We start from the raw sequence: 25,160 nt of genomic DNA on the forward strand, positions 1-25,160 counted from the left end.
GTTCTGATCACCGCACCGGCAGATCGACATGGACCAGCCACTGGCCCTCGTCCTGTCCCGTGCGGGCCTCGCCGCCGAGCAGTGCCGCGCGTTCACGGATGCCGCGCAGCCCGCTGCCGCCTCCCGTGACGGCCACCGCGGCCGCCGCGGTCAGGGGGTTGCGCACCTCCAGCCGCAGCCGTGCCTCGTCCACCGCGATGCGGACGCGGACGGGGACGGGCCCCGCGTGCCGCAGCACATTGGTCAGCGCCTCCTGGAGAATCCGGTAGCCCTCGCGGGACACCGGGCCCGGTACCCGCTCCAGCGGACCGGTCACCTCGGCGTCGATCCGCGCGCCCGAGGACCGGGCGGAGTCCAGCAGACGGCCCGCGTCGCCGAGGGCGGGCCGGGCACCGGCCGGGGGCGTTGTCTCGCGCAAGATCATCAGAACTCGTTCCAGGTCCTCCAGCGCGGCCCGGCCCGACTCCTCGATGGTCTCCAGCGCCCGGTCGGTGAAATCCGGGTTTCCGGCCGCCCGGGCGGCACCTGCCTGCACCACGGCCAGCGTGAGGGCGTGGCCGAGGGAGTCGTGCAACTCCCGGGCGATGCGGTTGCGTTCCAGCAGCCGCTCGGTACGTTCCTCCAGCTCGGCCAGCCGCTCCTTGGCCGACGGGCCGAGCAGCCGCCGGGCGGCCGCCGCCATGAGGGCGCCCGCCCCGGTGGCCAGGACGACCAGCACCAGCAGGGGCACCGGTATCAGCAGCCCGTACGCCCAGCCCGCCCCGGGAACCCGCAGCGGCGGGTCGCCCACGCCGGTTTCTCCGGCGGCCGCCCCGGCGAGCGACAGGGCCAGGGCCATCAACTGCCCCGTCACCAGCGCGACGGCGAACCCCGCTTCCAGGCGCAGCACCAGCCACAGGCCGGTCCTGGCCCGGTCGCTCCACGAAGCGGACGGAGCGGCCGAGACCCCCGAAGCCCCGTCGCCGCGCACGCGTGCGTGCGGCCCGGGGAACAGCATCAGCTGCGCCTGAAGCCCCTCCGCCCGCCGCGTCTCGGGCACCATGGCCGCCGCCAGGACCAAGGGGACCGGCAGGACCGCGATCAGCACCCAGTCGGCCGGAGACGGACGGACCAGCCCCGGGTAGATCGCGGCGCAGACGAACGGCACGACCGACCCCACCAGCAGGTGAAGCCAGCGGGTGTAGGTGACCGCACGCGTCAGCGGCGGCAGGAGGCCTGGCATGCCGTCATCGTGGCAGAGCGGGCGCGGCGGCGGCTCCCCCGCGCGGGGGAGCCGGTCTCCTCCGGCGGGGGATGCCAGCCCCCGCCCGCCCGGCCAGGCTGAAGCCATGACCAGCATCGACGTACATGACCTGACGAAGGAGTACGGCAGCACCCGGGCCGTCGACGGGCTGACGCTGACCGTCGAACCGGGCCGGGTGACCGGGTTCCTCGGCCCCAACGGCGCGGGCAAGTCCAGCACCATGCGGCTCATCCTCGGCCTCGACCACCCCACCTCCGGCACCGCCATCATCGGCGGCCACCCGTACGCGGCGCTGCGCGAACCCCTGCGCACGGCCGGTGCCCTGCTCGACGCGCAGGCGGCCCATGGTTCCCGGACCGCCCGCGACCATCTGCGCTGGCTCGCCGTCAGCAACCGCCTTCCGGTCCGCCGCGTGGACGAGGTCCTGGAGGAGACGGGTCTTGCCACGGTGGCGGGCCGTCGCATCAGAACGTTCTCGCTGGGCATGCGCCAGCGCCTCGGCATCGCCACCGCGCTGCTCGGGGACCCGCCCGTCCTCCTGCTGGACGAGCCCGCCAACGGCCTCGACCCGGAAGGGATCGTCTGGATTCGCGAGTTGCTGCGCCGACTCGCCCGGGAGGGCCGCACGGTCCTGGTCTCCAGCCACTTGATGAACGAGACCGCCACCTACGCCGACCACCTTGTCGTCCTCGCCCGGGGACGGCTCCTCGCCGATGTGTCCATGCGCGACTTCATCGAGCGGCACAGCCAGGAGCGCGTACGGGTGCGTACCAGCGAACCCGCCCGGCTGAAGGACACGCTGCTGGCCGGTGGATACACGGTCCTGGGCGGCGAGGACGGCGGATGGGTGGTCGAAGGCGCCAGGGCCGAACAGATCGGGGCCGTCGCCGCCCGCGAGGGCATCCCGGTGACCCAACTCGCCGACGAACAGGCCTCGTTGGAGCAGGCCTATCTCGCCCTCACGGCGGACGAGGCGGAGTTCACCGCCGCCGCCCCCGCGTCCCCGGCCACCTGACCGCCTGACCTTCGAGAACACCTCAACACCTCACAGGAGGTTCGACCATGTCCGTCACAGCGGTGCTGCACTCCGAGTGGATCAAGATCCGATCCATCCGGGCGAGCCTCGGCTCACTCATCGCGGTCTTCGCCGCCACGCTGGCCATCACGCTGCTGGTCTTCGCCACCGTCGGCGGGGCTGAGCTGAACGCCGACGAGGACCCCGTCTTCGCGGCCTTCTACGCGATCAACTTCGCGCAGATCGCCGCCATCGCGTTCGGGGCCACCGCCGTCTCCTCCGAGTACGCGAACGGTGCCCTGCGGGTCTCCCTGTCGGCCGTACCGCACCGGGGCCTCTTCTACGCGGCCAAGGCGGCGGCCATGGCGGGCGCCGCTTTCGCCGTGGGGCTCGCCACCGCCTTCGCCACCTTCTTCGCGGGCCAGGCGTTCCTGGGCGAGGACTCCATCGGCCTCGGCGAACCGGGCGCGCTGCGGGCCTGCTTCGGCGCGGGGATCTATCTGGCCCTGATGGCCCTGTTCGCCGCGGGACTCACCTTCCTGCTGCGCAGCGCCACCGCGGTCCTGAGCCTGCTCATCCCGTTCATCCTGATCGTGGGCTTCGTGATCGGAGACCTCGCCGGGAACGCCGCCGACTATCTGCCGGACCGCGCCGGACAACAGGTGCTGCACCAGGCCCCGGAGGGAGGCGTCGGTCCGTGGACGGGACTCGCGGTGATGGCGCTGTGGGCGGCGGCCGCGCTGCTGGCCGGTTGGTGGGCGGTGCGCCGCCGCGACGCCTGACGTCACGGCTGAGGCGCGCTTTTCACTCGAAAGAGATTCCCTGACGGACGAATTCTCCTGGCCGCTCTCGGTAATCTTTCATGCGCTTCGGAAAATATTCGAGGCGCGGCGAACTGTCGGCACTGGAGGGTGGGGACCGCGTGGGCGCACTACTGGACCAGAAGTACGAAAAGCTGTTCGCTTTGTTGGACGCCAATGGCGATGGCGTGATCGCCGAAGACGACTTCGAACTGATGGGCAGCCGCGTTCTGGCCGCCGTCGGCGAGGAGCGCACGGCGGTCAAGGGCAAGGAATACGCCGACGCGCTGATGACGTACTGGCGGGCGCTGCGCGAGACCGCCGACGCCGACGGCGACGGCCGGATCGACAAGGGCGAGTTCAGCCAGGCCCTGAGCCAGGTGAGCGACCACTTCGACATGCTGATCGGCCCGCTCTACCGGGCCGGTTTCGACCTCGCCGACCACGATGACGACGGACTGGTCGGCAAGGACGGCTTCGTCGCGGTCATCTCCGCCATCGGTGTCCCCGAGGAGGAGGCCGGGGCGGCCTTCGACCGGCTGACCGAGACCGAGCAGGGCGGGCAGCTGACGAAGGACCAGCTGATGGCCGCCGCCACGCAGTTCTACCGCGACGAGGACCCGGCCAACACCGCGAGCCATCTGCTCTTCGGCGCGCTGTGAACTGAATCCGCGGCGGACGGGGGGAGAGAGCGGAGATGGCCACTGCCGTCATAGCGGGCCGGGCACAGGTGCCGCTGCTGACCGAGGTGCTCTTCGACGGGCGATTCGACGATCTGCACAGACCGTGGACGGAGCATTTCCGACGGGATATTTTCCGTTACCGCGATGGATTGTCGCCGTCGGACCGTTCGGAGCTCGCTTATGAGCGTTTGCGGGTCGTCAATGAAGGAATCGCATCCGTCGAGGATTTGGTCATGGCGACGGACCGGCTGGTGTCGCTGCACGAGTGGCTGGGCGCGGTCGACGGCTCGCTGACCACGCTGGCGACCATCCACTACAACCTGTTCCTCGGCAGCCTCCTCCGCCTCGACCCCCGCCGCACCGTGGACCTCTCCCCGTTCATCCGGCTCAGCCGGTACGGCACCGTCCTCATCACCGAACTCGGCTACGGGAACAACGCCGCCGAGCTGGAGACTACGGCGGTCCACCAGCCGGGAGCCGACACCTTCGTGCTGCACACCCCGTCGGCCGAGGCCCAGAAGTTCATGCCCAACACCGGCCCCGCCGGGGGCCGCAAGAGCGGTCTGGTCGCGGCCAGGCTGATCGTCCGCGACCAGGACTGCGGCGTGTTCCTGTTCCTCGTGCCGCTGCGCGACGAGCACGGGCCGCTGCCCGGCATCCGGATACGGCCGCTCTCGGAGACGCCCGGTTCGGCGGTCGACCACGCCATCACCTCGTTCGACCAGGTCGTTCTGGAGCGTTCGGCCCTGCTGGCCGGGGACCACGCGGACCTGACCGCCGAAGGGGCGTTCCGCAGTGTGATCGGCAGTCGGCGCCGCCGGTTCCTGCGGTCCATCCAGCGGGTCACCACGGGCAAGCTCTGCCTGGCCGCGGCGGCGCTGGGCGGGGCCCGGATGGGCCTCACCGCCGCCGTGCGGTACGCCCACCGGCGGCATACGTTCGCCCCGGCGAGCAGGACCGGTGTCCCGCTTTTCGCCTACCGCTGCAACCAGACCAGACTGCTCGGGGCGGCGGCCAGCGCCTACGCGGCGACGTTCCTGCTGCGCGAGGCCACCCGCCACTGCACGGGCCAGGGCGACCCGGAGTCGGCCGAGGCGGAGGTTCTCGTGGCGGCGGCCAAGGGCTGGATCACCTGGCAGGCCAGGGACATCGCGATCGAGTGCCGGGAGCGCTGCGGCGCCCAGGGGCTGTTGTCGGCCAACCGCATCGTCGACCTGATCACACCGATCGAGTCCACCGTCACGGCCGAAGGCGACAACCTGGTCATCTGGACGAAGGCCGCCGCCGACATGCTGACCGGCCGTGGCTACAGCCCGCCCGAGGCCCCCGCCGCGCGGACCGGCCCGCTGACCGACCCGCTGACCGATCGCGCCCTCCTGCTGGATCTGCTCGTGCGGCGCGAGCTGCGCTGCCTCCAGCACGCCCGCAGCCGTCTCGGCCGGGCCGGCGCCGGACCGCTGGACCGCTGGAACCAGGCGGTGAACCCGGCCCTGGACCTCGTCGACGCCTACGCCACCCGGCGCGCCGCCGAGGCGTTCCTGACCGCCGCCGACCGCGTCGCCGACGACGCCACGCGGAGCCTGCTGGAGCAGGTCTTCCAGCTGTTCGTGCTGGAACGGCTCGCCCCTCACGCGGGGTTGCTGCTGGCCGACGGGCACCTCACCGCCGACGCGGTCCGCGACCTCGGCGACGCCGTCGACCGCGTCGCCGCCGGGCTGGCGCCCCACGCGCTCGCGCTCGTGGAGGCGTTCGCCGTCCCGGACCACATCCTCCAGGCGCCCATCGCCACCGACAGTTACGCCGCCGCCTACGACGACCCCGCCGGGCCCTGGCAGCGGCCATGAGCGACGCGTTCACCCGGGAGCCGCCGTGGGACCCCCGGCTCTTCCCCCCGGCCGCCCGTGCGCCCCGGCCCGTGCAGACGGTGCGGATGCTCCGGGACCCGCAGGGCTACGCGCGCTCCCTGCGCCGCCGGTTCGGACCGGTCTTCTCGCTCCGCGTCTTCCCCTACCGCGCCGCCCTCGTCTGCGCGGCCGACGCCGCCACCAACCGCGCGGTGCTGACCGACCACGAGCGGTTCACCGGCGGTGACGCCGCCGCCCTGCTGGCGCCCGCGATCGGCGCCGGATCGCTGATCTGCACACCGCCACCGCTGCATCTGACCCACCGCAAGCTTCTGCTTCCGCCCTTCCACGGGGAGCGGATCGGCGGCTGGGCGCGGCGGGTGCGGGAGCTCGTCCACACCGGGCTGCCCGAACTGCTCGGAGGCGACGGCCTGCCCGTGCGGCCATGGGCGCAGCGGCTGACGATCGACGTCATCCTGAGAGTCGTCTTCGGCCTGACCGACCCGGCCCGGGTCGCCACCTTCCGCCACGCGCTCAACGCGTACGTCCGCATAGGCAACCTCGCCGTCCTGTTCCTGCCGGGGCCGCTGCGGCGCGATCTCGGTCCGCTCTCGCCGGGCGGCCGCTTCCACCGGCTCCGCGCCGCCCTATGGGACCTGACCCGTGAGGAGATCGCCGCGCGCCGGGCGGCGCCGGACCGCGCCCACCGCGACGATGTGCTGTCCATGCTGCTGGACGCCCGTGACGACCACGGTGCCGGGCTGGACGACGCACAGCTCCTGGACGAGCTGACCGGCCTCGTCCTGGCCGGGTACGAGACCACGGCGACCACGATCGCCTGGACACTGCACCTGCTCGCCCACCACCCCGCCGCCCGCGACGACCTGATCGCCGACCTCGACGCGGGCTCGGACCGGCTGCTCAGGGCGACCGTCAAGGAGTCCGGCCGGTTGCGCCCCGCCGTCTACAACGCCATGCGCACCGCGGCCCACGACACCGAGCTCGGCGGCCACCCGGTGCCCCGGCACGCGTTCGTCGCGGCGCTGTTCCCGCTCACCCACCTCGACCCCGAGCTGTGGCCGGAGCCGGACGCCTTCCGGCCCGAGCGCCACCTGGGCGCGGAGCCGGTGCCGTACGCGCTGACGCCGTTCGGTGGTGGTGTGCGGCGCTGCATCGGGGTGTCGCTGGCCCAGCTGGAGATCGAGACCGTGCTGCGGGAGATCCTCGCGGCCGCCGTCCCCGAACCGGCCGGGCCCCTGGAACCGGCGCGGCTCGTGGCGGTGACGATCGTCCCCGCCCGGGGCGGCCGGGTCCGCCTCCGCGCACGCCGGTCGCCCCGGGCCGCCCGGACGTAAACTGCTGGGGAAGCCGTTCCGAACCGCACACCGTTCCGAACCCCGCCGGGGTGAGCACGGATGACGACCAGCAACGGACCCGCTGTTTCCCGCGAGGAGTTCGACGCGCTCTTCGCGGCGGTCCAGGCGTGGGGGCGGTGGGGGCCGGGCGGCCGTGGCGCCTGGAACCGGGTGACCCCGGGGCATGTGCGGCGGGCCGTCGCCCGGGTACGGTCCGGGGCGGTCGTCCCGCTGGCGCGGCCCTGGGACACCCGGCCCGCACCGGACAACCCCAAGCCCGCGCTGCGCCACATGACGGACCTCGGCGACGTGGAGCCACCGGAGCCCGCCGTGTACAAGGACTTCCTCGGCGTCGACTACCACGGCAAGGGCGTCAGCCATCTCGACGCGCTGTGCCACGCCGCCTACCGGGGGCGGCTCTACGGCGGCCGGGCCGCGCAGGAGGTGATCGACGCCGCGGGCGCCCGCCACGGTGCGGTCGCCGCGCTCGGGCCGCTCGTCACGACGGGTGTCCTCCTCGACCTTCCCGCCGCCCTGGGAACCGCCTGGCTGGAGCCGGGGCGGGCGGTGCACGCGGAGGACATCGCCGCCGCCGAACGGGCGCTGGGAGTGACCATCGGCGAGGGGGACGCGGTGCTGCTGCGCACCGGGAGCCTTCGCCGCCGCGAGGAACGCGGCGCCTGGGATACCGGCGCGGCGAGCGCGGGGCTCCATGTGGATGCCGTCCCCTTGCTGGCCGAGCGCGGCATCGCCCTGCTCGGCGGGGACGGTGACAACGATGTGCGGCCCTCGCCGGTCGACGGTGTGCACTCCCCGGTCCATGTGCTCACCCTGACCGCGATGGGGGTGCCGCTGCTGGACAACCTCGATCTCGAAGAGCTCTCCGCCGCCACGGCCGAGGCGGGCCGCTGTGCGTTTCTGCTGGTCGTGGCGCCTCTGAACGTTCCGGGCGGGACGGGCTCACCCCTCACGCCGGTCGCGGTGCTGTGACGGCCGCCAGCCTGAGCCGGTCACCGTATGTGGTCCATCGAACACATGTCTCCTTTCGCTCGTCGCGGCAGCACCCGTACCCGTTATTGTCGAAGAGTGGGCTTTTGGGGCTAATCGCGGCGAATAGCTAGGAGTGGCGTGAATCGGGCCGGTGAGGCAGCGATCCTGGCGGGTCTCGTGACAGGCGGCATCGGGCCCGCGCGCTCGCGTGAGCAGTTCCTCCAGGGGGAAGCGGTCCAGGCGGACGTGCGGAGCCTGATCCTGAACTCGTGGCAGCGCTGCCGCTCCCTGGGCCTGCCGCTGGGCGGCTTCGACCTTCCCTACCGGCAGTTCGATCCCGAGGACCGGCTGGTCCGCGCCGCCGGTCCGGTGCTCGACCGGCTGCGGTCCCGGTTCCAGGACAGCCCGATGAACATCGCGCTCGCCGACGAAAACGGGACGGTGCTCCAGCGCCGCTTCGGCGACGAGTCGTGGGCCAGAACCCTCCCGCCGATCCAGCAGGTACCGGGCTTCGTCTTCGCCGAACAGTTCGCCGGTACCAACGGCATCGGCCTCGCCCTGGCGGAGCGGCGGCTCATCCAGGTCTACGGCGCCGAGCACTTCGCCGAGCGCGGCCTGTCGAACGGCTGCAGCGCGATTCCCGTCCGCGACCCGCTCAGCGGGCGCATCGAAGGCATCCTGTGCCTCGCCTTCCCCCGCGGCTCCGGGCATCCGGTGCTGGACGCCGTGCTGCGCAGGGCGACCCAGGCCATCGAACGGGGGCTGCTGGCGCAGAGTTCGGCGCGGGAGCGCGGGCTGCTGCGCGCGTACCAGGACGCGGCCGGTGCGTCGCGGGCCCGCGAGGGGGGCGGGCACACCATCGGGGTGGACGCCTTCGTACAGGGGCTGCACCGCGGCGATCAGATGATAATCAAGGAGAGGGCCGCCGAGCTGCTCTCCCACGGGCAGCGGGCCGCCATCGAAGTGTCCCTCTCCGACGGGCGGCGGGTCACCCTCATGAGCCGCCCGATGACGAGCGCGGCCGGGGTGGAGGGCATCGCCGTCGAGGCCATGTTCCCCGACCACGCGACGCGGCCGCCCCTCACCCTCCCGTCGCGCCTCTCCCCGCCTCTCTCGGGCGCCGTACCCGGCCAGGGCACGGCCGCCAAGATGACGGCCGCCAGGACCCCGGCCGCCAGAACGTCGGCCGGAAGGGCGGCGTCCGGAAGAACGCCGGACGCCAAGACGGATGCCGAGACGGCCGCCAGAACCCCGGACGCCCAGACTCCGGCCACCCGGGCCGCCACCCCGGCGACGGGCCATGTCACCGACGGCCTGGCCGGGCTGGTGCTGGTCGGCGAGCCGGAGGTGGGGAAGTACGCCCTGGCGGCGCGGCGCCGCATGGAGCTGCTGTCCGAGGCCAGCGCGCGCATCGGCACCACCCTGGATGTGCGCCGCACCGCCCAGGAACTCGCCGAGACGGCCGTCCCCCGGCTGGCCGACTTCGTCACCATCGACCTGCCCGACGCCGTACTGCGCGGCGACGAACCCCTCGACCCCCGCTACGACCTGCGCCGTACGGTGGTCCACGGCATCCATGGCGACTGCCCGTTCTACCCGGTCGGCAAGCGCATCGACTTCCACCCGACCACGCCCCAGCTGCGCTGTGTGAGCGCCGGGCAGGCGATACTGGAACCGGATCTGAAGACCGCCGCGGGCTGGCTCATCCAGGACCCCGAGCACACCGCACGGCTGCTGTCCCACGTCCGTTCCCTCATCGCCGTCCCGCTGGTCGCCCGCGGCACCGTCCTGGGCATCGTCAGCTTTTACCGTGCGCTCGACCCCGCGCCGTTCGGGGACGACGACCGTTCGCTGGCCCAGGAACTGGCCACCCGCGCCGCCCTGTCCATGGACAACGCCCGGCGCTACACCCGCGAACACACCATGGTCCTGGCCCTGCAGCACAGTCTGCTCCCGCACGGCGTGCCCGGTCAGAACGCCGTCGAGGTAGCCCACCGCTATCTGCCCGCCGAGTCGCGGGTGGGCGGGGACTGGTACGACGTCATCCCGCTGCCCGGTGCCCGGGTCGGGCTCGTCGTCGGCGACGTCGTCGGCCACGGCATGCACTCCGCCGCCACCATGGGACGGCTGCGCACCGCCGCCCGCAGCTTCGCCGAACTCGACTTCGCCCCGGACGAGGTGCTGACCCACCTCGACAACCTGGTGCTGCGCCTGGACCGGGAGGAGAGCAGCGAGGGCTCCTCCGACGGATTCGGCATCATCGGCGCCACCTGTCTGTACGTCGTCTACGACCCGACGTCGCAGCGCTGTGCCATGGCCCGCGCCGGGCACCCGCCGCCCGCGCTGGTCCGGCCCGACGGCGCCGTGTCGTTCCCCGACCTGCCCGCCGGGCCGCCGCTGGGCCTGGGCGGTCTGCCCTTCGAGACCGCCGAGATCGAGGTCCCCGAGGGCAGTCGGCTGGTGCTCTACACCGACGGGCTCATCGAGGACCGGCAGCGCGGCATCGACGTGGCCCTGGGCCGGCTGCGCCAGGTCCTGGCCTACCCGGAGCGCACCCCCGAGGACACCTGCCAGGCGGTCCTGGACGATGTGGCACCCGCCCACCCCTGCGACGACATCGCCGTCCTCGTCGCCCGCACCCACGCCCTCGCCCCCCACCGGATCGCCACCTGGGAACTGCCCGCCGACCCGGCCGTCGTCCGCGAGATCCGGGCCGCCGCCGGCCGTCAGCTGGCCGAGTGGGGGCGCGAAGAGCTCTCGTTCGTGACGGAGCTGCTGGTCAGCGAGCTGGTCACCAACGCCCTGCGGCACGCCAGCGGGCCCATCCGGGTACGGCTGCTCCACGACCGCACCCTGATCTGCGAGGTCTCCGACACCAGCAGCACCGCCCCGCATCTGCGCCGGGCGGGCATCACCGACGAGGACGGCCGGGGCCTGTTCCTCGTCGCCCAGCTGGCCCTGGCCTGGGGCACCCGCCACACCCAGGACGGCAAGGTCATCTGGGCCGAATGCGCCCTCGACGCCGCGTGAGACTGGCCCGTTGGAGTAACAGAGCCCCCGCGCACGGCCTCATTCGGTAAACACCATGACCGGTCCCGCTAAGGTCGCGGATGTGAGAGTCGCGGAAGGGAGAGGGGAAGGCGAACCACTCGTCCGCATCCGGGGTCTCAGCAAGCGATTCGGCGGAACGCTCGCGCTGGACCGCGTCGACCTCGACATCCACCGGGGCAGTGTTCTCGCGCTGCTCGGCCCCAACGGCGCCGGGAAATCCACTCTCATCAAGGTCCTCGCGGGATACCACCCCGCCGACGGCGGGACCGTGACGGTGGCCGGGCATCCGCTCGGCACCGAGGCCGCCTCCCGGAACATGTCCTTCACCCATCAGGACCTCGGCCTCGTCGAGTGGATGACGGTCGCCGAGAACATCGCCCTGACCACCGGGTATCCACGCCGTGGCGGGCTGATCTCCTGGCGGCGGACCCGGGAGCGCGGCACGGAGGTCCTGCGGACCGTCGCCGGACACCTCCCGGCGGATACCCGGATCGCCGACCTCGCCCCCGCCGAACGCTCCCTCGTCGCCATCGCCCGCGCCCTCGCGGCACGGGCGCCGCTCATCGTCCTCGACGAGCCGACCGCCAGCCTCCCCGCCGCCGACTCCGCCCGGCTCTTCGACATCCTGCACACCCTGCGCGACCTCGGGCACGCCATCCTCTACGTCAGCCATCGCCTGGACGAGGTGTACGAGGTCGCCGACGCCTTCGCGGTGCTGCGCGACGGACGTCTCGTCAGCCGGGGACCCCTGGCGGCACACGGCGCCACCCGCCTGGTGCGGGACATCGTGGGCGACGAACCGACCGGCTACCGGCCCGGTGCGGCCCCCGCCGGAGGCCCGGCCGTCCTGGCCCTCGACGGCGTCCGGACGGCCGGGACCGGGCCCGTCCGCCTCGAACTGCGGGCCGGGGAGATCCTCGGCCTGGTGGGGCTCACCGGCGCCGGGCACCGGGAGCTGGGCCGGGCCCTCGCGGGCGCCCGGCCGATCGCCGCCGGGCGGGCGCTCCTCGACGGGCGCCCGTACCGCCCGCGTTCGGTCGCCGCCGCCGTCGCCTCCGGGGTCGGCCTGGTGACCGGCAACCGGGTGGAGGAGGGCTGCGCCGCCGAACTGACCGTGCGGGAGAACCTGCTGGCCAACCCGCGCGCGGGGGAGGGGCGCCCGCGGCGCTGGATCAGTCCGCGCCGGGAGCGGGCCGAGGCGCTCGCCCTGATCGAACGGTTCTCGGTGCGCCCCGGCGACAGCGAGGCGCCGATCGCCACCCTGTCCGGCGGCAACCAGCAGAAGGTCATGCTCGGCCGGTGGCTCCGGGGCGGTCTGCGCGTGCTGATCCTGGAGGAGCCGACCGCGAGCGTGGACATCGGCGCCAAGGCCGCGCTCTACCGCCTGCTCGACGACGCGCTGGCGGCCGGTCTCGCGGCCGTGCTCATCTCCACCGACTTCGAGGAGGTCGCGGGGGTGTGCGGGCGCGCCCTGGTGTTCGTCCGGGGTGCGGTGACGGCCGAGCTGAGCGGTGCGTCGCTCACCGTCGCGGAACTGACCCGGGCGGCGTCGGCGCTGCCCGCGTCCGGGGCATGAGGCAGCGATGACGCCCCGAGCGAGGCAGCGATGACGCCCCCGCCGAGGCACCGATGACGCCCCCGCCCTCGCCCCGATCCCGGCCGGGCGGGCACCTCATCGGGACGTACGGCCTGCTGGCCCTCACCGCCCTGCTGTTCCTGATCTTCTCCGTCACCTTGCCGCGCACCTTTCCGACCCTGGACAACATCTCCTCGATCCTGGCCAACCAGTCGATCCCGGCCATCCTCGCGCTCGGCGCGACGGTCCCCATCGTGACCGGCAACTTCGACCTGTCCATCGGATACGGCCTGGGCCTGGCGCATGTGATGGTGATGCAGCTCATCGTCCACGCGGGCTGGCCCTGGCCATCGGCCTGTCTGGCCGTGATCGTCGGGGGGATCGTCGTCGGCGTGCTGAACGGTGTCATCACCGAGTTCGGCCAGATCGACTCCTTCATCGCCACCCTCGGGACCGGCAGCATGCTCTACGCCATCACCGGCTGGATCACCGGCGGCGGCAGGATCGTCCCCGGCCCGGAAGGGCTGCCCGGCGCCTTCGTCGACCTCTACGACTCCACCTTCCTCGGCCTGCCGGTCCCCGCCTTCTACGTGCTCGCCCTGGCGGTCGCGCTCTGGCTGCTGCTGGAGCGGCTGCCGCTCGGCCGGTATCTGTACGTCATCGGCTCGAACCGCCGCGCCGCCGACCTCGTCGGCATCCCCACCCGCCGGTACTCCATCTGCGCCTTCGCGGTGTCCGGGCTGGTCGTCGGCTTCGCCGGGGTGCTCCTCGCGGCCCAGCAGCAGCTGGGCAACCCGAGCGTCGGCCTCGACTATCTGCTGCCCGCCTTCGCCGGTGCGCTGCTCGGCTCCACCGCGATCAAACCCGGCCGCGCCAACGCCATGGGCACCCTCGTCGCCGTGGCGGTCCTCGCCATCGGGCTCTCGGGGATCGGCCAGCTCGGTGCCGAGTTCTGGGTGACCCCGCTGTTCAACGGCGGCACCCTGCTCGTCGTCGTCGGCCTGGCCGGTTACTCCGCGCGCCGACGGCTGCGTACGGGCATCACCGCGGACCGCCGCCCGCCCGCGCAGCCGTCGGACTCCCGGCCGACATGAGGTCCGGCCCCGTATCCGTCGTCCACCGCGAGGAGGTTTTCGTGCACTCCCACCGCAAGACCTCAGCCCTCGCCACCGCCGTGCTGCTGGCGGCGGCCGCCCTCACCGGGTGCGAGCGCGGCTCGTCGGCCGGGGGAGGGAACACCAGCGCGGGGCCGAGCGGCTGCCCCGCCGTCGTCGCCCGGGCCAAGGCCGCCGTCCAGCGGGCCGAGCGGACCGGCGTCCGCTGGAACGGCCCGACCCGTGGCCCCGCCGCGGTGCCCGGCAAGACCATCGTCTACGTCGCGCAGACCATGACCAACCCCGGTGTCGCGGGCGCCGCGCAGGGGGTCCGGGACGCGGCGAGGACCATCGGCTGGCGCGTCAGGGTCATCGACGGCGGAGGCACGCCCGCGGGCATCCAGGCAGCGCTGAGCGAGGCCGTCACCCTCAAGCCCTCGGGCATCGTCATCGCCGGTTTCGACCCCCGCTCGACGGCGCAGCAGGTCGCGCAGGCCAACGCGGCACGCATCCCGCTCATCGGCTGGCACGCGGTCGCGTCCCCCGGCCCCAGCACGCATCCCAGGCTGTTCACCAACGTCACCACGAAGGTCGAGAAGACGGCACGGATCAGCGCGGACTGGGTGATCGCGCGATCCCGTGGCAGGGCCGGAGTCGTCGTCTTCACCGACGCCTCGATCCCGTTCGCCAGGAACAAGTCCGAGCTGATCAGGAAGGGGCTCAAGCGCTGCCGGGACGTCAGACTGCTGTCCTACGAGAACATTCCGATCCCGGACGCGGGCAGCCGCACCCCCCAGGAGGTCTCCTCCCTCCTCTCCCGCTTCCAGGACACATGGAACTACTCCGTCGCCATCAACGATCTGTACTTCGCGGACGCGGCGCCCGCCCTCCGCGCGGCCGGGAAGCGGGGCTCCGGCCCGCCCTTCAACATCGGCGCGGGCGACGGCGACCCCTCCGCGTTCCAGCGCGTCAACCACCGGCAGTACCAGGCCGCGACCGTCCCCGAGCCGCTGTCCCAGCAGGGCTGGCAGATGATCGACGAGTTCAACCGGGCGTTCTCCGGCCGGGGCCCCAGCCGGTACAGCGCCCCGGTCCACATCGCCACCGCCGCCAACAGCGCGGGCGCCACGAGCTGGAACCCCCGGGGCTACCAGCAGGCGTACCGGAGGATCTGGGGCTCGTGATCACAGCTCGGTGAGCTGTGCTCGCATCCGGACCGTCTCCGCCGGGTCCCAGCCCTCACGCGGCACCGAGGACAGCAGCAGCCGGGTGTACGGGTCCGCGGGCGCGTCCAGCACCCGGGCTGTCGGGCCCGTCTCGACGGCCCGGCCGCGCCGCATCACCAGGGTGTCGTCCGTGATGTGTCCGACGACGGCCAGGTCATGGCTGACGAAGACCAGCGCCACCCCCGTCTCCCGGCGGATCTCGGCGAGGAGCAGCAGGATCTGCGCCTGGATGGACACGTCCAGCGCCGCCACCGCCTCGTCCAGCACCAGCACCTCGGGTTCCACGGCGAGCGCCCGGGCGATGGCCAGCCGCTGGCACTGGCCGCCGGACAGCGCTCGCGGCCGGGCGTCGGCCTCCCGCTCGCCCAGGCCCACCTGGTCGAGCAGTTCGCCGACCCGCGCCGTGGCGGCCCGCCCCTGGTGGCGGCCGTGCAGCCGCAGCGCGCCATGCAGACACTGACGTGCCGTCAGACGCGGGTCGAGGGAGACGTACGGGTCCTGGAAGACGATCTGGATCTCGCGGGCGCGCCGCAGCCGTTCCGCCCCGCGCCTGCCCGGTGCGAGCGGCATTCCGCCGCCGCGTGCGCCGGGGGTCCGCTCGCGCCCGTTCACGGTGATCGTGCCCGCGTCCGGCCGTACGAGGCCCACCAGCGTGCGGGCGACCGTGGTCTTGCCGGAGCCGGACTCCCCGACGATGCCCAGGGAGCCGCCCGCCGGATGGACACCCTCGTGCTGGCCCTCGCCTCACTGGACGAGCCCCGGGCCGTCGAAGCCTCCCACCAGCTCACCGTCCTGCGCGGCCAGCTGCTCGACCGGCCCGAACCCCGGCAGCGCAAGGGCTGACCTCGCCGCCTCGCGGATGACACTCATGACCCCTGGACGCCCATGACGCCTTGACACCCTCAATGGTCTAGGCCAACATCCTGGTGATCTGTGTCGCGCCGTTGCGCCGTCGAGCTGTCGAGTTCGCGGTGGCGCGCGTCATCACGCCTCGGAGGGCCCCGCCATGGGAGCGAGCAGCAATCCGGACCTGGTGCGGCTGGCGCATGCCGTGCTGCAGCCGGGGTTCGTGGGGACCACCGCTCCGGACTGGGTGCGCCGCAGGATTGCCGGGGGCCTCCGCTCGGTCGTGCTGTTCGGGCGGAACATCGTCGACGGCGAGCAGGTCGCCGCGCTCACCGCGGAACTCCGCGCGGAGAACCCGGACCTGGTCATCGCCATCGACGAGGAGGCCGGAGACGTCACCCGCATCGAGGCGCTGTCCGGCGCCACCCGCCCGGGAAACCTGGCACTCGGCGCGGTGGACGACGTCGGTCTGACCGAACGCGTGGCCCGCGACGTCGGCCGCGAACTGCACGCGGCCGGGGTCTCGTTGAACTACGCCCCGAGCGCCGACGTCAACTCCAACGCGCTCAACCCGGTCATCGGCGTGCGCTCCTTCGGCGCGCGTACCGACGTCGTCTCCCGGCACACCGCCGCCTGGATTCGCGGTCTGCAGTCCGCGGGCGTCGCCGCCTGCGCGAAGCACTTCCCCGGCCACGGCGACACGGCCGTCGACTCCCACCACGGGCTGCCCAAGGTCACCGCCGGTGCGCAGGAGATCGCCCGGACCGCGCTGCCCCCGTTCATCGCCGCGATGGAGGCGGGTGTCCGCGCGGTGATGACGGCACATCTGCTGGTACCGGCGTACGACCCCGCCCTCCCGGCCACGCTCAGCCGCCGGGTCCTGGTGGATCTGCTGCGGAACGAACTCGGCTTCACCGGCCTGGTGGTCACGGACGCCATCGAGATGGGCGCGGTCGCCGACCGCTACGGCATCGGCGGGGCCACCGTCAAGGCGCTGGCCGCCGGGGCCGACGCGGTGTGCGTGGGAGGCGAGAACGCCGGGCAGGCCGTCACCGAAGGCCTGGTCGACGCCATCGTCCACGCCGTGGGCACGGGGGAGCTGGCGCGGGAGCGGCTGGACGAGGCGGCCGCGCGGGTGTGGCGGTTCGCCGCCTGGTCCGGTGAGCAGGCGCGATCCGTCAGCCCCGACGGCACCCGGTCCGACATCGGACTGGCCGCCGCGCGCCGGGCCGTCCGGGTGCGCCGCCGCCCGGGCGCACCCGATGTGCTGCCGGTCTCCCGTGACGTCCATGTGGTCGAGTTCTCCCCGGCGATGAGCCTGGCCGTGGACGGCCAGACCCCCTGGGGCCTCGCCGCGCCGCTGCGCTGGCTGCGGCCCACGACCACCTCGGCCCGTCTGACGGAGGCCGACATCGATTACGCGGGCCACGCGCTGGAGCGCGAGGTGCTGGCGGCCGCCGGTCGCGTCCTCATCGTCGTGGTGCGCGACGCGGCCCGTCACCGCTGGATGTCCGACGCCGTGGCGGGGCTGCTGCGCCGCCGCCCGGACGCCGTCGTCGTGGAGATGGGCTTCCCCGCGAGCGGTGGCGACGACCCCGCCGATCTGGTCACCTACGGCGCCACCCGGGTCTCCGGCATCGCCGCCGCCGAGGTGGTGACCGGCGCTCTCGCCGCCTCGCCCATGGTCGGCTCCGTCTGACCCTGATTTAGTGGGTTATTCCCTAGTAAAAATGCCACTGCCTGACACAGCTGGCTGGTCTAGTCCATTTTTGTGCCCAGTGACACCCAGTCTTGGAGCACGACATGAACACCCCTGACCCCTATCTCCACCGCACCACTTCGCCCGTTCCCTATTTCAGTTCGGACGGCGAGACCTACCTGGCCAGGACACCGCTGCGCGACCTGGAGAAGACCCGCCCCCTCCGGGTGCTGTCGGAGGAGGACTTCGCCTTCTGGCAGACGTACGGCTATGTGGTGGTGAAGCAGGCGATCCCCGCCGAGGCCGCCCGGCGCCTGCTGGACTTCGCCTGGGACTTCCAGGCGCTCGACCCCGGCCGCCCCGAAACCTGGTACGAGGAGCGGGAGTTCCGGTCCGACCTGGACCGCGATCTGCACGTCTACGGGTTCGTCGAGGCGTACCACCACCAGCTCCTCTGGGACAGCCGCCAGACACAGCGGGTCTACGACGCGTTCGCCGACGTCTGGGACTGCGAAGAGCTGTGGGTGACCCTGGACCGGCTCAACCTGAACCCGCCCAACGTCGGGAACCGGGACCGGGCCCAGATCGAGCGCACCGACCGGGGCTTCGACATCGAGCTGCACTGGGACGTCGACACCTCGCTGAGCGTGCTCCCGCAGCGCGTGCAGGGGATCATCGCCCTGAACGACACCCGGCCGGACTTCGGCGGCTTCCAGTGCTGCCCCGAGCTGTTCCGGCGGTTCGAGCGGTGGCGGGCCCTCCAGCCCGACGGCCGCGACCCGATCCGGCCGAGCGTCGACCGGGCCGACATGCCCGTGGTCCGGCCCGAGCTGGAAGCCGGTGACCTGCTGATCTTCAACGGTCTGCTGGCGCACGGAGTGGCGCGGAACACCTCCGACAGCGGTGTCCGGGCGGTCCAGTACCTGTCGATGATGCCGGCCCTGGAGACCCACCGGGAGCTGCGCCGTTCCCGGGTCGACTCATGGCGCACCCTCGCCACACCGGACTGGAACGCGACACTCCTCGGCGACCGCGACAAGCCCGAGTCGCTGAGGTACGGCACCGCCGAACTCGACGACCTGGGCGCCAGGCTGCTGGGGCTCAGACCCTGGCACGGAACCGGCTCCGACCAGCCCGCAGGGGCCTAGCATGCGACGCGTCTGCCTGACCCTGCCCACCAACCGGCCGTGCGCCGCCACGATCGCCGCCATCGGCGAGGAAGCCGTCTACGCCGCCGAACACTTCGGCGTCGAGGTGCGGCTGCTGATCCTGGACTCCTGCGACGCGGCCGCGTACGCGGAGAACGCCGAGGCCGTACGCGGCCTGCCCCGGACCGCCCGGACCGTCGTCCACCACCTCGACGAGGCGCGGCAGCGCAGCTTCCTCCAGCGGGTGATCGGCCACGCCGGAGCCGTCAAGCCCGACCTGTTCCTGGACCTGATGCTCCCGGACCGCCTCTCCTACGGCGCCTGCACCAACCGCGCGTTCCTGATCGCCGTCGCGCTCGGCTGCGAGTCCGTACACCGCAGGGACTCCGACAGCCGCTACCAGACCGTCAACGGCGAGACGGTCTTCCCCATCCACCACGAACTCCTGTCGCTCGGCAAGCCCGCCACCGAGGCCGCCCACGGCGTCTCCCAGACGGCGCTCGCCGCCGAGCACATGGGCAAGCGGGTCGCGATGGTCGGCAGCTCCTTCGTCGGGGAGCTCTCCGTGGACATCGGCGAGATCCAGGCACTCGACCCGGACGTCTACCACGAGGTGGTCGGCCTCTGGGCGCCCCAGCACTGGTCCGAGGCGCAGAAGCGGGAGCTGGTGGACGAGTCCTTCCGGGGCGCCGGAACGACGGCGTTCACCGGGGACCACTCGACGCTCACCCTGGTCGACCCGATGCGGGTGGACATGTGCAACATCGCCTTCCACGGTGTCCATGAACACGTCCCCCTGCCACCGGCCACCGACACCATCGGCAGCGACTACTTCCTGATCCACCTCGTCCACGACGCAGCGCTCCCAGGCGTCCTCCACAACCGCGACATCGTCAACTACTACACCGGCGAACGCCGCACCGGCCCGGGGTTCATGGCGTACCAGCTGCGCTTCGTCAAATTCCTGCTGTCGATGCGCTACTTCAACGTCATCTACGACGAGATGGCCCAGGCCGCTGCGGCGCTGCTCGACGGGAGCGGCCAGGTGAGTGCCGGAGCAGTCGCCCGGCTCGCCCGCCGCAGCGCCCGGCTCGACGCGGCGGAAAACGTCCGGCGGCTGGACCGTCTGGACGCCGCCTACCGCAAACTCGGCGGCAGATACGCCACGTTCGCCGACCTCGTCGCGGCGCGCCGCGACCGGCTCCTCGACGAGGCACGGCGCGACATCGAGGACTTCGCCCTGCTCGCCGAGGCCTGGCCCGCGCTGGTGCGCGCGGCCGGGACCACCCCCGTACCGCCCTCGCCGGAGCGCCGGTGAGCGACAGCGCCATACGCATACGCCACATCGATGACGGTGACTGGGACGGCATCGTGGCGCTGGAGTCCCGCGCCTACACCGCACTCGGCCTGTCCGAGGGGCGGACCGCCCTCCGGTCCAAGGCGGACACCTCGCCGAGCACCTGCTTCGTCCTCGACGTGGGCCCCCGGACGGTGGGCTATCTGCTGTCCCTGCCCTATCCGCCACTCCAGTTCCCCGCCCTGGCGCGGGCGGACGGGGAGGATGCCGCCGTGCTCCCGACGCGCAATCTGCATCTGCACGACATCGTCATCGCGCAGGGCTTCCGCCGCAGGGGACTGGGCCAGCGCCTGCTGCACCACCTCACCTCGCTGGCGCGCTCGCGCGGCTACGACCGGATCTCGCTCGTCGCCGTGGGGCGCAGTCAGCGGTTCTGGTCGGCGCGCGGGTTCGCCGGACACCCCGGGGCCGAGCGCCCGGGCGGCTACGGCCCGAACGCCGTGTATATGTCCAAGGCGCTGCCCGACGAGGTGAGCTGATGCGCGTGTTCCGTGTCCACGACCCCTTCCATCGCGGCCAGTTGGCCATCGCCGCGCTGTTCTGCTCCCTCGGCTTCCAGTACGCCACCTGGGCGTCGAGAATCCCCGCCCTCAAGGCGGACCTCGACCTGACCGAGGCCGAGGTGGGGGTGCTGCTGATGGCCGCGGGGGTCGGCGCTTCGGTGTCGTTTCCCCTGGTGGCGGCGGCGATGAGGCGGATGGGGTCGCGGCGGCTCGCGCTCTGGGCCACGCTCTGCCTGACGCTGCTGCTCCTGGCCCTGGCGGCGGCGCCGAACTACCCGGTGGCCCTGCTGGTGCTGTGCGCCGACGGTGTGTTCGTGGGATGCCTGAACACCGCCATGAACGCGCAGGGCGCGGCGCTGGAGGCCCGGTACGGGCGCCACGCCATGGCCAGGCTGCACGCCACGTTCAGCGGCGGCTCCCTGCTCGCGGCCCTCCTCGCCTCCGGCGTGAGCGCGGTGACCTCGTCGGTGGTGGCGCACTTCGGCGTGGCCGCCGCCGTCCTCGTCCTGCTGGGCGGTTACGCCCGTACCGGCCTGCTGGCGGAGGAGCCCGCCACCACCGGTTCCGGCGCCGGCACGGGCGCGGACGAGGGGAAGCGGGCTCGCGGATGGGCCATGCCGTCCCGCATGACGTGGCTGATGTGCTGCGCGATGGTGTTCGGCACCGTGACCGAGGGTGCCATGAACGACTGGTCCAGCCTCTATATGAAGGACGTCGCCGGGGCGTCCGCACAACTCGCGCCCCTGGGCATCGCCGTGGTGTCCGGCGCCATGGTGATCGCCCGCCTGGTCGCCGACCGCTGGCGCGGCCGCTGGGGCGACCGCCGCGTCGTCCTCCTCGGCAGCGCGCTGGCCGGTACGGGGCTGGCCCTCGCCCTGGCCGTCGGCGGCGTGGCACCGGCCCTGACCGGGTTCGCCTGCGTCGGTCTGGGCATCGCGGCCGTCACCCCGTGCGTCTATGTGGCCGCGGCGCGGCAGAGTCCGGAGTCGCTGACCCTGGTCGCCGCCATGGGCACGACCGGGCTGCTGGCCGGGCCGCCGTTCATCGGCTTCGTGGCGAACGCGAGCAGCCTGGTCTGGGGCATGGCGGTGGTCGCCGCCTCGGCGCTCATCGTGTCCCTGTGCGCTGCGCGGATTCGCTGGACGCCGGTGAGCGGTGACGCGCACGTACGGGTCGGCGGCGGGGGGTAGGCTCAAGTCCGGTCGCGCGGGCGTGCGGAGTGAGCGAACGGATGGCGAGGAGCGGGATGGCTGTCACCGAACCGGGCGGGCAGAACCGGGCCCGGGGCCGCCGTAATCCTGAGCAGGTGAAGGCGGACATCCTCGCCGTGGCCACGGCGGAGTTCGCGGAGCGCGGTCTCGGGGCCGCGAGCGTGAACGAGATCGCTGCCAAGACCGCCACGACCAAGCGGATGATCTACTACTACTTCACCAGCAAGGAAGGCCTGTACACGGCCGTGCTGGAACGGTCGTACCGGCAGATGGCCGAGACGCTGCTGCGCGAGGTGGTGCCCGCGGACCTCGATCCCGTCGCGGCCCTGCGGCGGCTCGCGGAGAAGACGTTCGACCACCACGACACGCATCGCGAGTACGTCCGCCTGGTGGTCGGCGAGAACATGTTGAACGGCGCCTACATCCGCCGCTCCGGGGAGCTGCGCAAGCTCTGGGCCCCGATGCTCGACATCGTCGCCGACGTCCTGCGCCGCGGCCGCGAGGAGGGAAGCATCCGCGAGGACGCCGATCCCATCGACGTTCAGGTCCTCATCAACAGTTTCTCGCTGTTCCACATCACGAACCAGTACACGTTCGACGCCCTGTACGACTACGCCCTCGACGGGCCCGAGGCGCGCGCGCACTTCCGCCGCATGATCGGTGATGTGGTGACCCGCGCCTTCGCCGTCTCCCCCTAGCTCTGAAGCTCCGCAGAACACGGGCCCGCCGCGCCTTCGCGTGTGGCGGGCCCCATTCGTGTGCGCCGTCTTTTGGTCCAGGGGGTTAACAATGCTTTGGTCCAGGTGGTACAAAGTCGGTGTACGGGCCGCTGACGCGAGTGGCCCCTGATCGCGTCTCGTCGCGCTCCCGCCTGGCAGGTACCGGGTCGATCACCCGCGCCGACCTTCATAGGCACGCCTTACGCACACTGCCCCCTCCAGCGGAGCCGCACGGGGGCAACGCACCCGGAAAGGCCCAGCCATGCCCCTGACGACCCCTCCCGCTCCCCCCGATGAGGCGGCCCCCACCTGGAACGAGGCCAGGGCCCGCCACGCCGCCCGGGCCAGCTTCCTCGGCAGCATGCTCGAGTACTACGACTTCTACGTGTACGGGTCCGCCGCGGCGCTGATCTTCAACGAGGTGTTCTTCACCCGCGCCCACGGAGCCATCGGCACGCTGGCCTCGCTCGCCACCTTCGGGGTCGGCTACGTCGCACGCCCGGTCGGAGGCGTGGTCCTCGGCCACTTCGGGGACCGTGTCGGGCGTAAGAAGGTCATGCTCTTCACCCTCGTCCTCATGGGGGTGTCCACCTTCCTCATCGGGTGCCTGCCGTCCTACAGCAGCATCGGCATACTCGCCCCCGTCCTGCTGGTGCTGCTCCGGCTCGCACAGGGATTCTCCGCGGGTGGCGAGCAGGCCGGTGCCAATTCACTCACCCTGGAACACGCGCCGCCGAACCGCCGCGCCTTCTACACCAGCTGGACGCTCACCGGGACCCAGGCCGGTTTCATCCTCGCGAGCCTGATGTTCCTGGCGATCTCCACGCTTCCGGACCGGCAGCTCTTCAGCTGGGGCTGGCGCATCCCGTTCTGGTTCAGTGCCGTGGTGGTCGTGGTGGCCTACTGGGTGCGGCGGCGCTTGGAGGAGCCCCAGGAGTTCACGGAGAAGAAGGAGCACGACCACACCGCGCGGCTTCCGGCGGTCGCCGTCCTGAGGTCGCAGCCATGGGATGTGCTGCGGGTGGCCCTGTGCCAGTTCAATTCCGTCGGCGGCAGCGTCTTCTCCGTCTTCGCCCTCGCCTACGCGACCGGGGACACCGTCGGGCTGTCACGGACCACCATGCTGTGGGTGGCCATCTTCGCCAACGCCTTCGCCCTGGTGCTGCAGCCGCTCTTCGCGCTGCTGGCGGACCGGGCCGGCCGCAAGCCGGTGTTCATCGGCGGAGCACTCGGCTTCGCCGTGGCCATGTTCCTGTATCTCCACGCGCTGTCCACGGCGAACCTCGGATACATCTTCTGCGCCGCGTTCCTCGTCACCTCGTGTTTCTACAGCTGCCTGAACGCCACCTGGCCCGCGATGTACGGGGAGTGGTTCAGCACCCCCGTGCGCTACTCCGGGACGGCGATCGGCACACAGGTCGGCATCGGTTTCGCGGGCTTCGCGCCCACCATCGCCTACGCGATCCTCGGCGACGGCCCCGGCGGCTGGATCCCGGTGGCCCTCCTCGTCGCCTTCGCCATGGCCGTCGCCGCTGCCTCGTGTGCGACCGGCAGGGAGACGTACCGGACCCCGATGTCCGAGCTGGGCAGGTCGCCGGGACCCGCGGCCGCGCAGACCCCGCAGCCCCCGCTGCCGTCCGCGACCCGATAGAGCCGTCCGCCACCCACCGTCACCCGAAGACAAGGACCGAGACCAACCATGAACCGGAAAGTCCGCGTGGGCATCATCGGCTGCGGCAAGATCGCGCTGAATCACGCCAAGGCACTGCTCGCCAACGACAACGCCGAGCTGCACGCCTGCTGCGACATCGACGGCACACGGGCCGCGGAGTTCGCCACCAGGTTCGGCATCCCCCACGCCTACGACAACGCCGCCGACCTCATGCGCTCCGGCGTCGACACCGTCACCGTCTGCACCCCCCACCCCTCCCACGAAGCCACCGTCGTCGCCGCGGCCCGCCACGGCCTCAACGTGCTGTGCGAGAAACCGATCTCCCTCTCGCTCGCCGAAGCGGACAACATGATCGACGCCGCGGAATCCGCCGGTGTGACGTTCGGGGGCCTCTTCCAGCGGCGATTCTGGGAAGCGTCGCAACGCGCCCATGAGGCCATACGGAACGGCCGCCTCGGCACCCCCGTCTTCGCCAGCGTCGCCCTGCGCCTGGGGCGCGACGCCGCCTACTTCGCCTCCGATCCGTGGCGCGGAACATGGGACGCCGACGGCGGCGGCGTCCTCATCAACCAGGCCATCCACTACATCGACTTGATGCAGTGGTGCGTGGGATCGCCCGTCGTCCGGGTGAGCGGGAACATCGCCACGCTCAAGCACGGTGAACACATCGAGGTCGAGGACACCGCCGTGGCCACCCTCGAATTCGCCAGCGGCGCCCTCGGCGTCATCCAGGCCGGTACGACCTTCGCGCCCGGCCTCGGTACCCAGGTGCTGGTCACCGGGGACAACGGCGCCACCGTCAGCATCACCGAATTCCCCGAAGGCGAACCGGCGTTCAACGACATCTGGACCGTCGCCGGAGAGGAGAGCTACCGGCCCGTGCACTCCACCGAGATCGACTCCGACCCGTCCCTCGCCACCATCCACGAGGGGCTCACGCCCTACCACGCCCTGCAGATCGACGACTTCATCGACGCCGTCGCCCACCACCGCGAGCCGCTCGTCACCGGGCGTGAGGCCAAAAAGGCCCTGGAGATCGTCCTCGCGATCTACGAATCCGCCCGGACCGGCGGGCCCGTGGACCTCGGCGCGGCCCGCCCGGCACAGCTGACCCACCGGTGAAAGGCA

At 72.3% G+C, this 25,160-nt stretch carries 20 protein-coding genes and 1 pseudogene; 19 read left to right on the forward strand and 2 right to left on the reverse strand.

Annotation, left to right across the window (positions count from 1 at the left end; translation table 11 throughout):
- Positions 1-7: 7 nt before the first annotated feature.
- Positions 8-1,222 (reverse strand): histidine kinase, encoded by a 1,215-nt coding sequence (locus ABZ370_RS04450; RefSeq protein WP_358616299.1) that lies wholly within the window; start codon positions 1,220-1,222, stop codon positions 8-10.
- A 106-nt stretch (positions 1,223-1,328) separates the two neighbouring features.
- Between ABZ370_RS04450 and ABZ370_RS04455 the strand changes: the two genes are divergently transcribed.
- From ABZ370_RS04455 to ABZ370_RS04500, 10 genes are all read left to right on the forward strand, one after another.
- Complete coding sequence (locus ABZ370_RS04455) at positions 1,329-2,258, forward strand: ATP-binding cassette domain-containing protein (RefSeq protein ID WP_358616302.1); 930 nt, start codon at positions 1,329-1,331, stop codon at positions 2,256-2,258.
- Positions 2,259-2,305: 47 nt separating this feature from the next.
- On the forward strand, positions 2,306-3,040 hold the full coding sequence (locus ABZ370_RS04460; protein WP_358616305.1) for an ABC transporter permease: 735 nt from the start codon (positions 2,306-2,308) through the stop codon (positions 3,038-3,040).
- A gap of 140 nt (positions 3,041-3,180) precedes the next feature.
- The gene (locus ABZ370_RS04465; protein ID WP_358616308.1) at positions 3,181-3,720 is read left to right on the forward strand and encodes an EF-hand domain-containing protein; all 540 of its coding nucleotides are present in this window, start codon (positions 3,181-3,183) and stop codon (positions 3,718-3,720) included.
- A gap of 254 nt (positions 3,721-3,974) precedes the next feature.
- Positions 3,975-5,585, forward strand: coding sequence for an acyl-CoA dehydrogenase (locus ABZ370_RS04470; protein WP_358616310.1), 1,611 nt, complete (start codon positions 3,975-3,977; stop codon positions 5,583-5,585).
- Positions 5,582-6,940 carry a cytochrome P450 gene (locus ABZ370_RS04475; protein ID WP_358616313.1) on the forward strand — a complete coding sequence of 453 codons (1,359 nt, stop codon included), beginning with the start codon at positions 5,582-5,584 and terminating at the stop codon, positions 6,938-6,940. Before ABZ370_RS04470 ends, ABZ370_RS04475 begins: the two co-directional genes overlap by 4 nt.
- Positions 6,941-7,000: 60 nt before the next feature.
- A complete protein-coding gene (locus ABZ370_RS04480) occupies positions 7,001-7,930 on the forward strand; it encodes a cyclase family protein (RefSeq protein WP_358616315.1) in 930 nt (309 codons plus the stop codon).
- A 177-nt stretch (positions 7,931-8,107) separates the two neighbouring features.
- Positions 8,108-10,960 (forward strand): SpoIIE family protein phosphatase, encoded by a 2,853-nt coding sequence (locus ABZ370_RS04485; protein WP_358616318.1) that lies wholly within the window; start codon positions 8,108-8,110, stop codon positions 10,958-10,960.
- A 55-nt stretch (positions 10,961-11,015) separates the two neighbouring features.
- On the forward strand, positions 11,016-12,557 hold the full coding sequence (locus tag ABZ370_RS04490) for a sugar ABC transporter ATP-binding protein (RefSeq protein ID WP_358616321.1): 1,542 nt from the start codon (positions 11,016-11,018) through the stop codon (positions 12,555-12,557).
- Between the two features lie 53 nt (positions 12,558-12,610).
- Positions 12,611-13,651 (forward strand): ABC transporter permease, encoded by a 1,041-nt coding sequence (locus tag ABZ370_RS04495; protein ID WP_358616324.1) that lies wholly within the window; start codon positions 12,611-12,613, stop codon positions 13,649-13,651.
- A 41-nt stretch (positions 13,652-13,692) separates the two neighbouring features.
- Positions 13,693-14,835: a substrate-binding domain-containing protein gene (locus ABZ370_RS04500; protein WP_358616326.1), complete on the forward strand. Its 1,143-nt coding sequence runs from the start codon at positions 13,693-13,695 to the stop codon at positions 14,833-14,835.
- Here ABZ370_RS04500 and ABZ370_RS04505 read toward each other — a convergent pair.
- Positions 14,836-15,594: pseudogene (locus ABZ370_RS04505) on the reverse strand (ATP-binding cassette domain-containing protein); the annotation flags it as partial.
- Between ABZ370_RS04505 and ABZ370_RS04510 the strand changes: the two are divergent.
- The 9 genes from ABZ370_RS04510 (at position 15,595) to ABZ370_RS04550 (ending at position 25,154) form a co-directional block, all read left to right on the forward strand.
- Positions 15,595-15,720, forward strand: coding sequence for a hypothetical protein (locus ABZ370_RS04510; protein WP_358616329.1), 126 nt, complete (start codon positions 15,595-15,597; stop codon positions 15,718-15,720).
- Between the two features lie 163 nt (positions 15,721-15,883).
- The gene (locus ABZ370_RS04515; RefSeq protein ID WP_358616332.1) at positions 15,884-17,422 is read left to right on the forward strand and encodes a glycoside hydrolase family 3 N-terminal domain-containing protein; all 1,539 of its coding nucleotides are present in this window, start codon (positions 15,884-15,886) and stop codon (positions 17,420-17,422) included.
- Positions 17,423-17,526: 104 nt separating this feature from the next.
- The gene (locus ABZ370_RS04520; RefSeq protein ID WP_358616334.1) at positions 17,527-18,570 is read left to right on the forward strand and encodes a phytanoyl-CoA dioxygenase family protein; all 1,044 of its coding nucleotides are present in this window, start codon (positions 17,527-17,529) and stop codon (positions 18,568-18,570) included.
- 1 nt (position 18,571) lies between these two features.
- A complete protein-coding gene (locus ABZ370_RS04525; protein WP_358616337.1) occupies positions 18,572-19,888 on the forward strand; it encodes a DUF6271 family protein in 1,317 nt (438 codons plus the stop codon).
- Positions 19,885-20,406 (forward strand): GNAT family N-acetyltransferase, encoded by a 522-nt coding sequence (locus ABZ370_RS04530; protein WP_358616340.1) that lies wholly within the window; start codon positions 19,885-19,887, stop codon positions 20,404-20,406. The genes ABZ370_RS04525 and ABZ370_RS04530 overlap by 4 nt, the downstream gene beginning before the upstream one ends.
- Complete coding sequence (locus ABZ370_RS04535; protein ID WP_358616342.1) at positions 20,406-21,620, forward strand: MFS transporter; 1,215 nt, start codon at positions 20,406-20,408, stop codon at positions 21,618-21,620. The genes ABZ370_RS04530 and ABZ370_RS04535 overlap by 1 nt, the downstream gene beginning before the upstream one ends.
- Positions 21,621-21,676: 56 nt before the next feature.
- A complete protein-coding gene (locus tag ABZ370_RS04540; protein WP_358616344.1) occupies positions 21,677-22,339 on the forward strand; it encodes a TetR/AcrR family transcriptional regulator in 663 nt (220 codons plus the stop codon).
- Positions 22,340-22,622: 283 nt separating this feature from the next.
- On the forward strand, positions 22,623-24,011 hold the full coding sequence (locus tag ABZ370_RS04545; protein WP_358616347.1) for an MFS transporter: 1,389 nt from the start codon (positions 22,623-22,625) through the stop codon (positions 24,009-24,011).
- A gap of 48 nt (positions 24,012-24,059) precedes the next feature.
- Positions 24,060-25,154 carry a Gfo/Idh/MocA family oxidoreductase gene (locus tag ABZ370_RS04550; RefSeq protein WP_358616349.1) on the forward strand — a complete coding sequence of 365 codons (1,095 nt, stop codon included), beginning with the start codon at positions 24,060-24,062 and terminating at the stop codon, positions 25,152-25,154.
- Positions 25,155-25,160: the final 6 nt, after the last annotated feature.

The sequence above is a fragment of the Streptomyces sp. NPDC005962 genome (genome assembly GCF_040629205.1).
Taxonomy (GTDB): Bacteria; Actinomycetota; Actinomycetes; order Streptomycetales; family Streptomycetaceae; genus Streptomyces.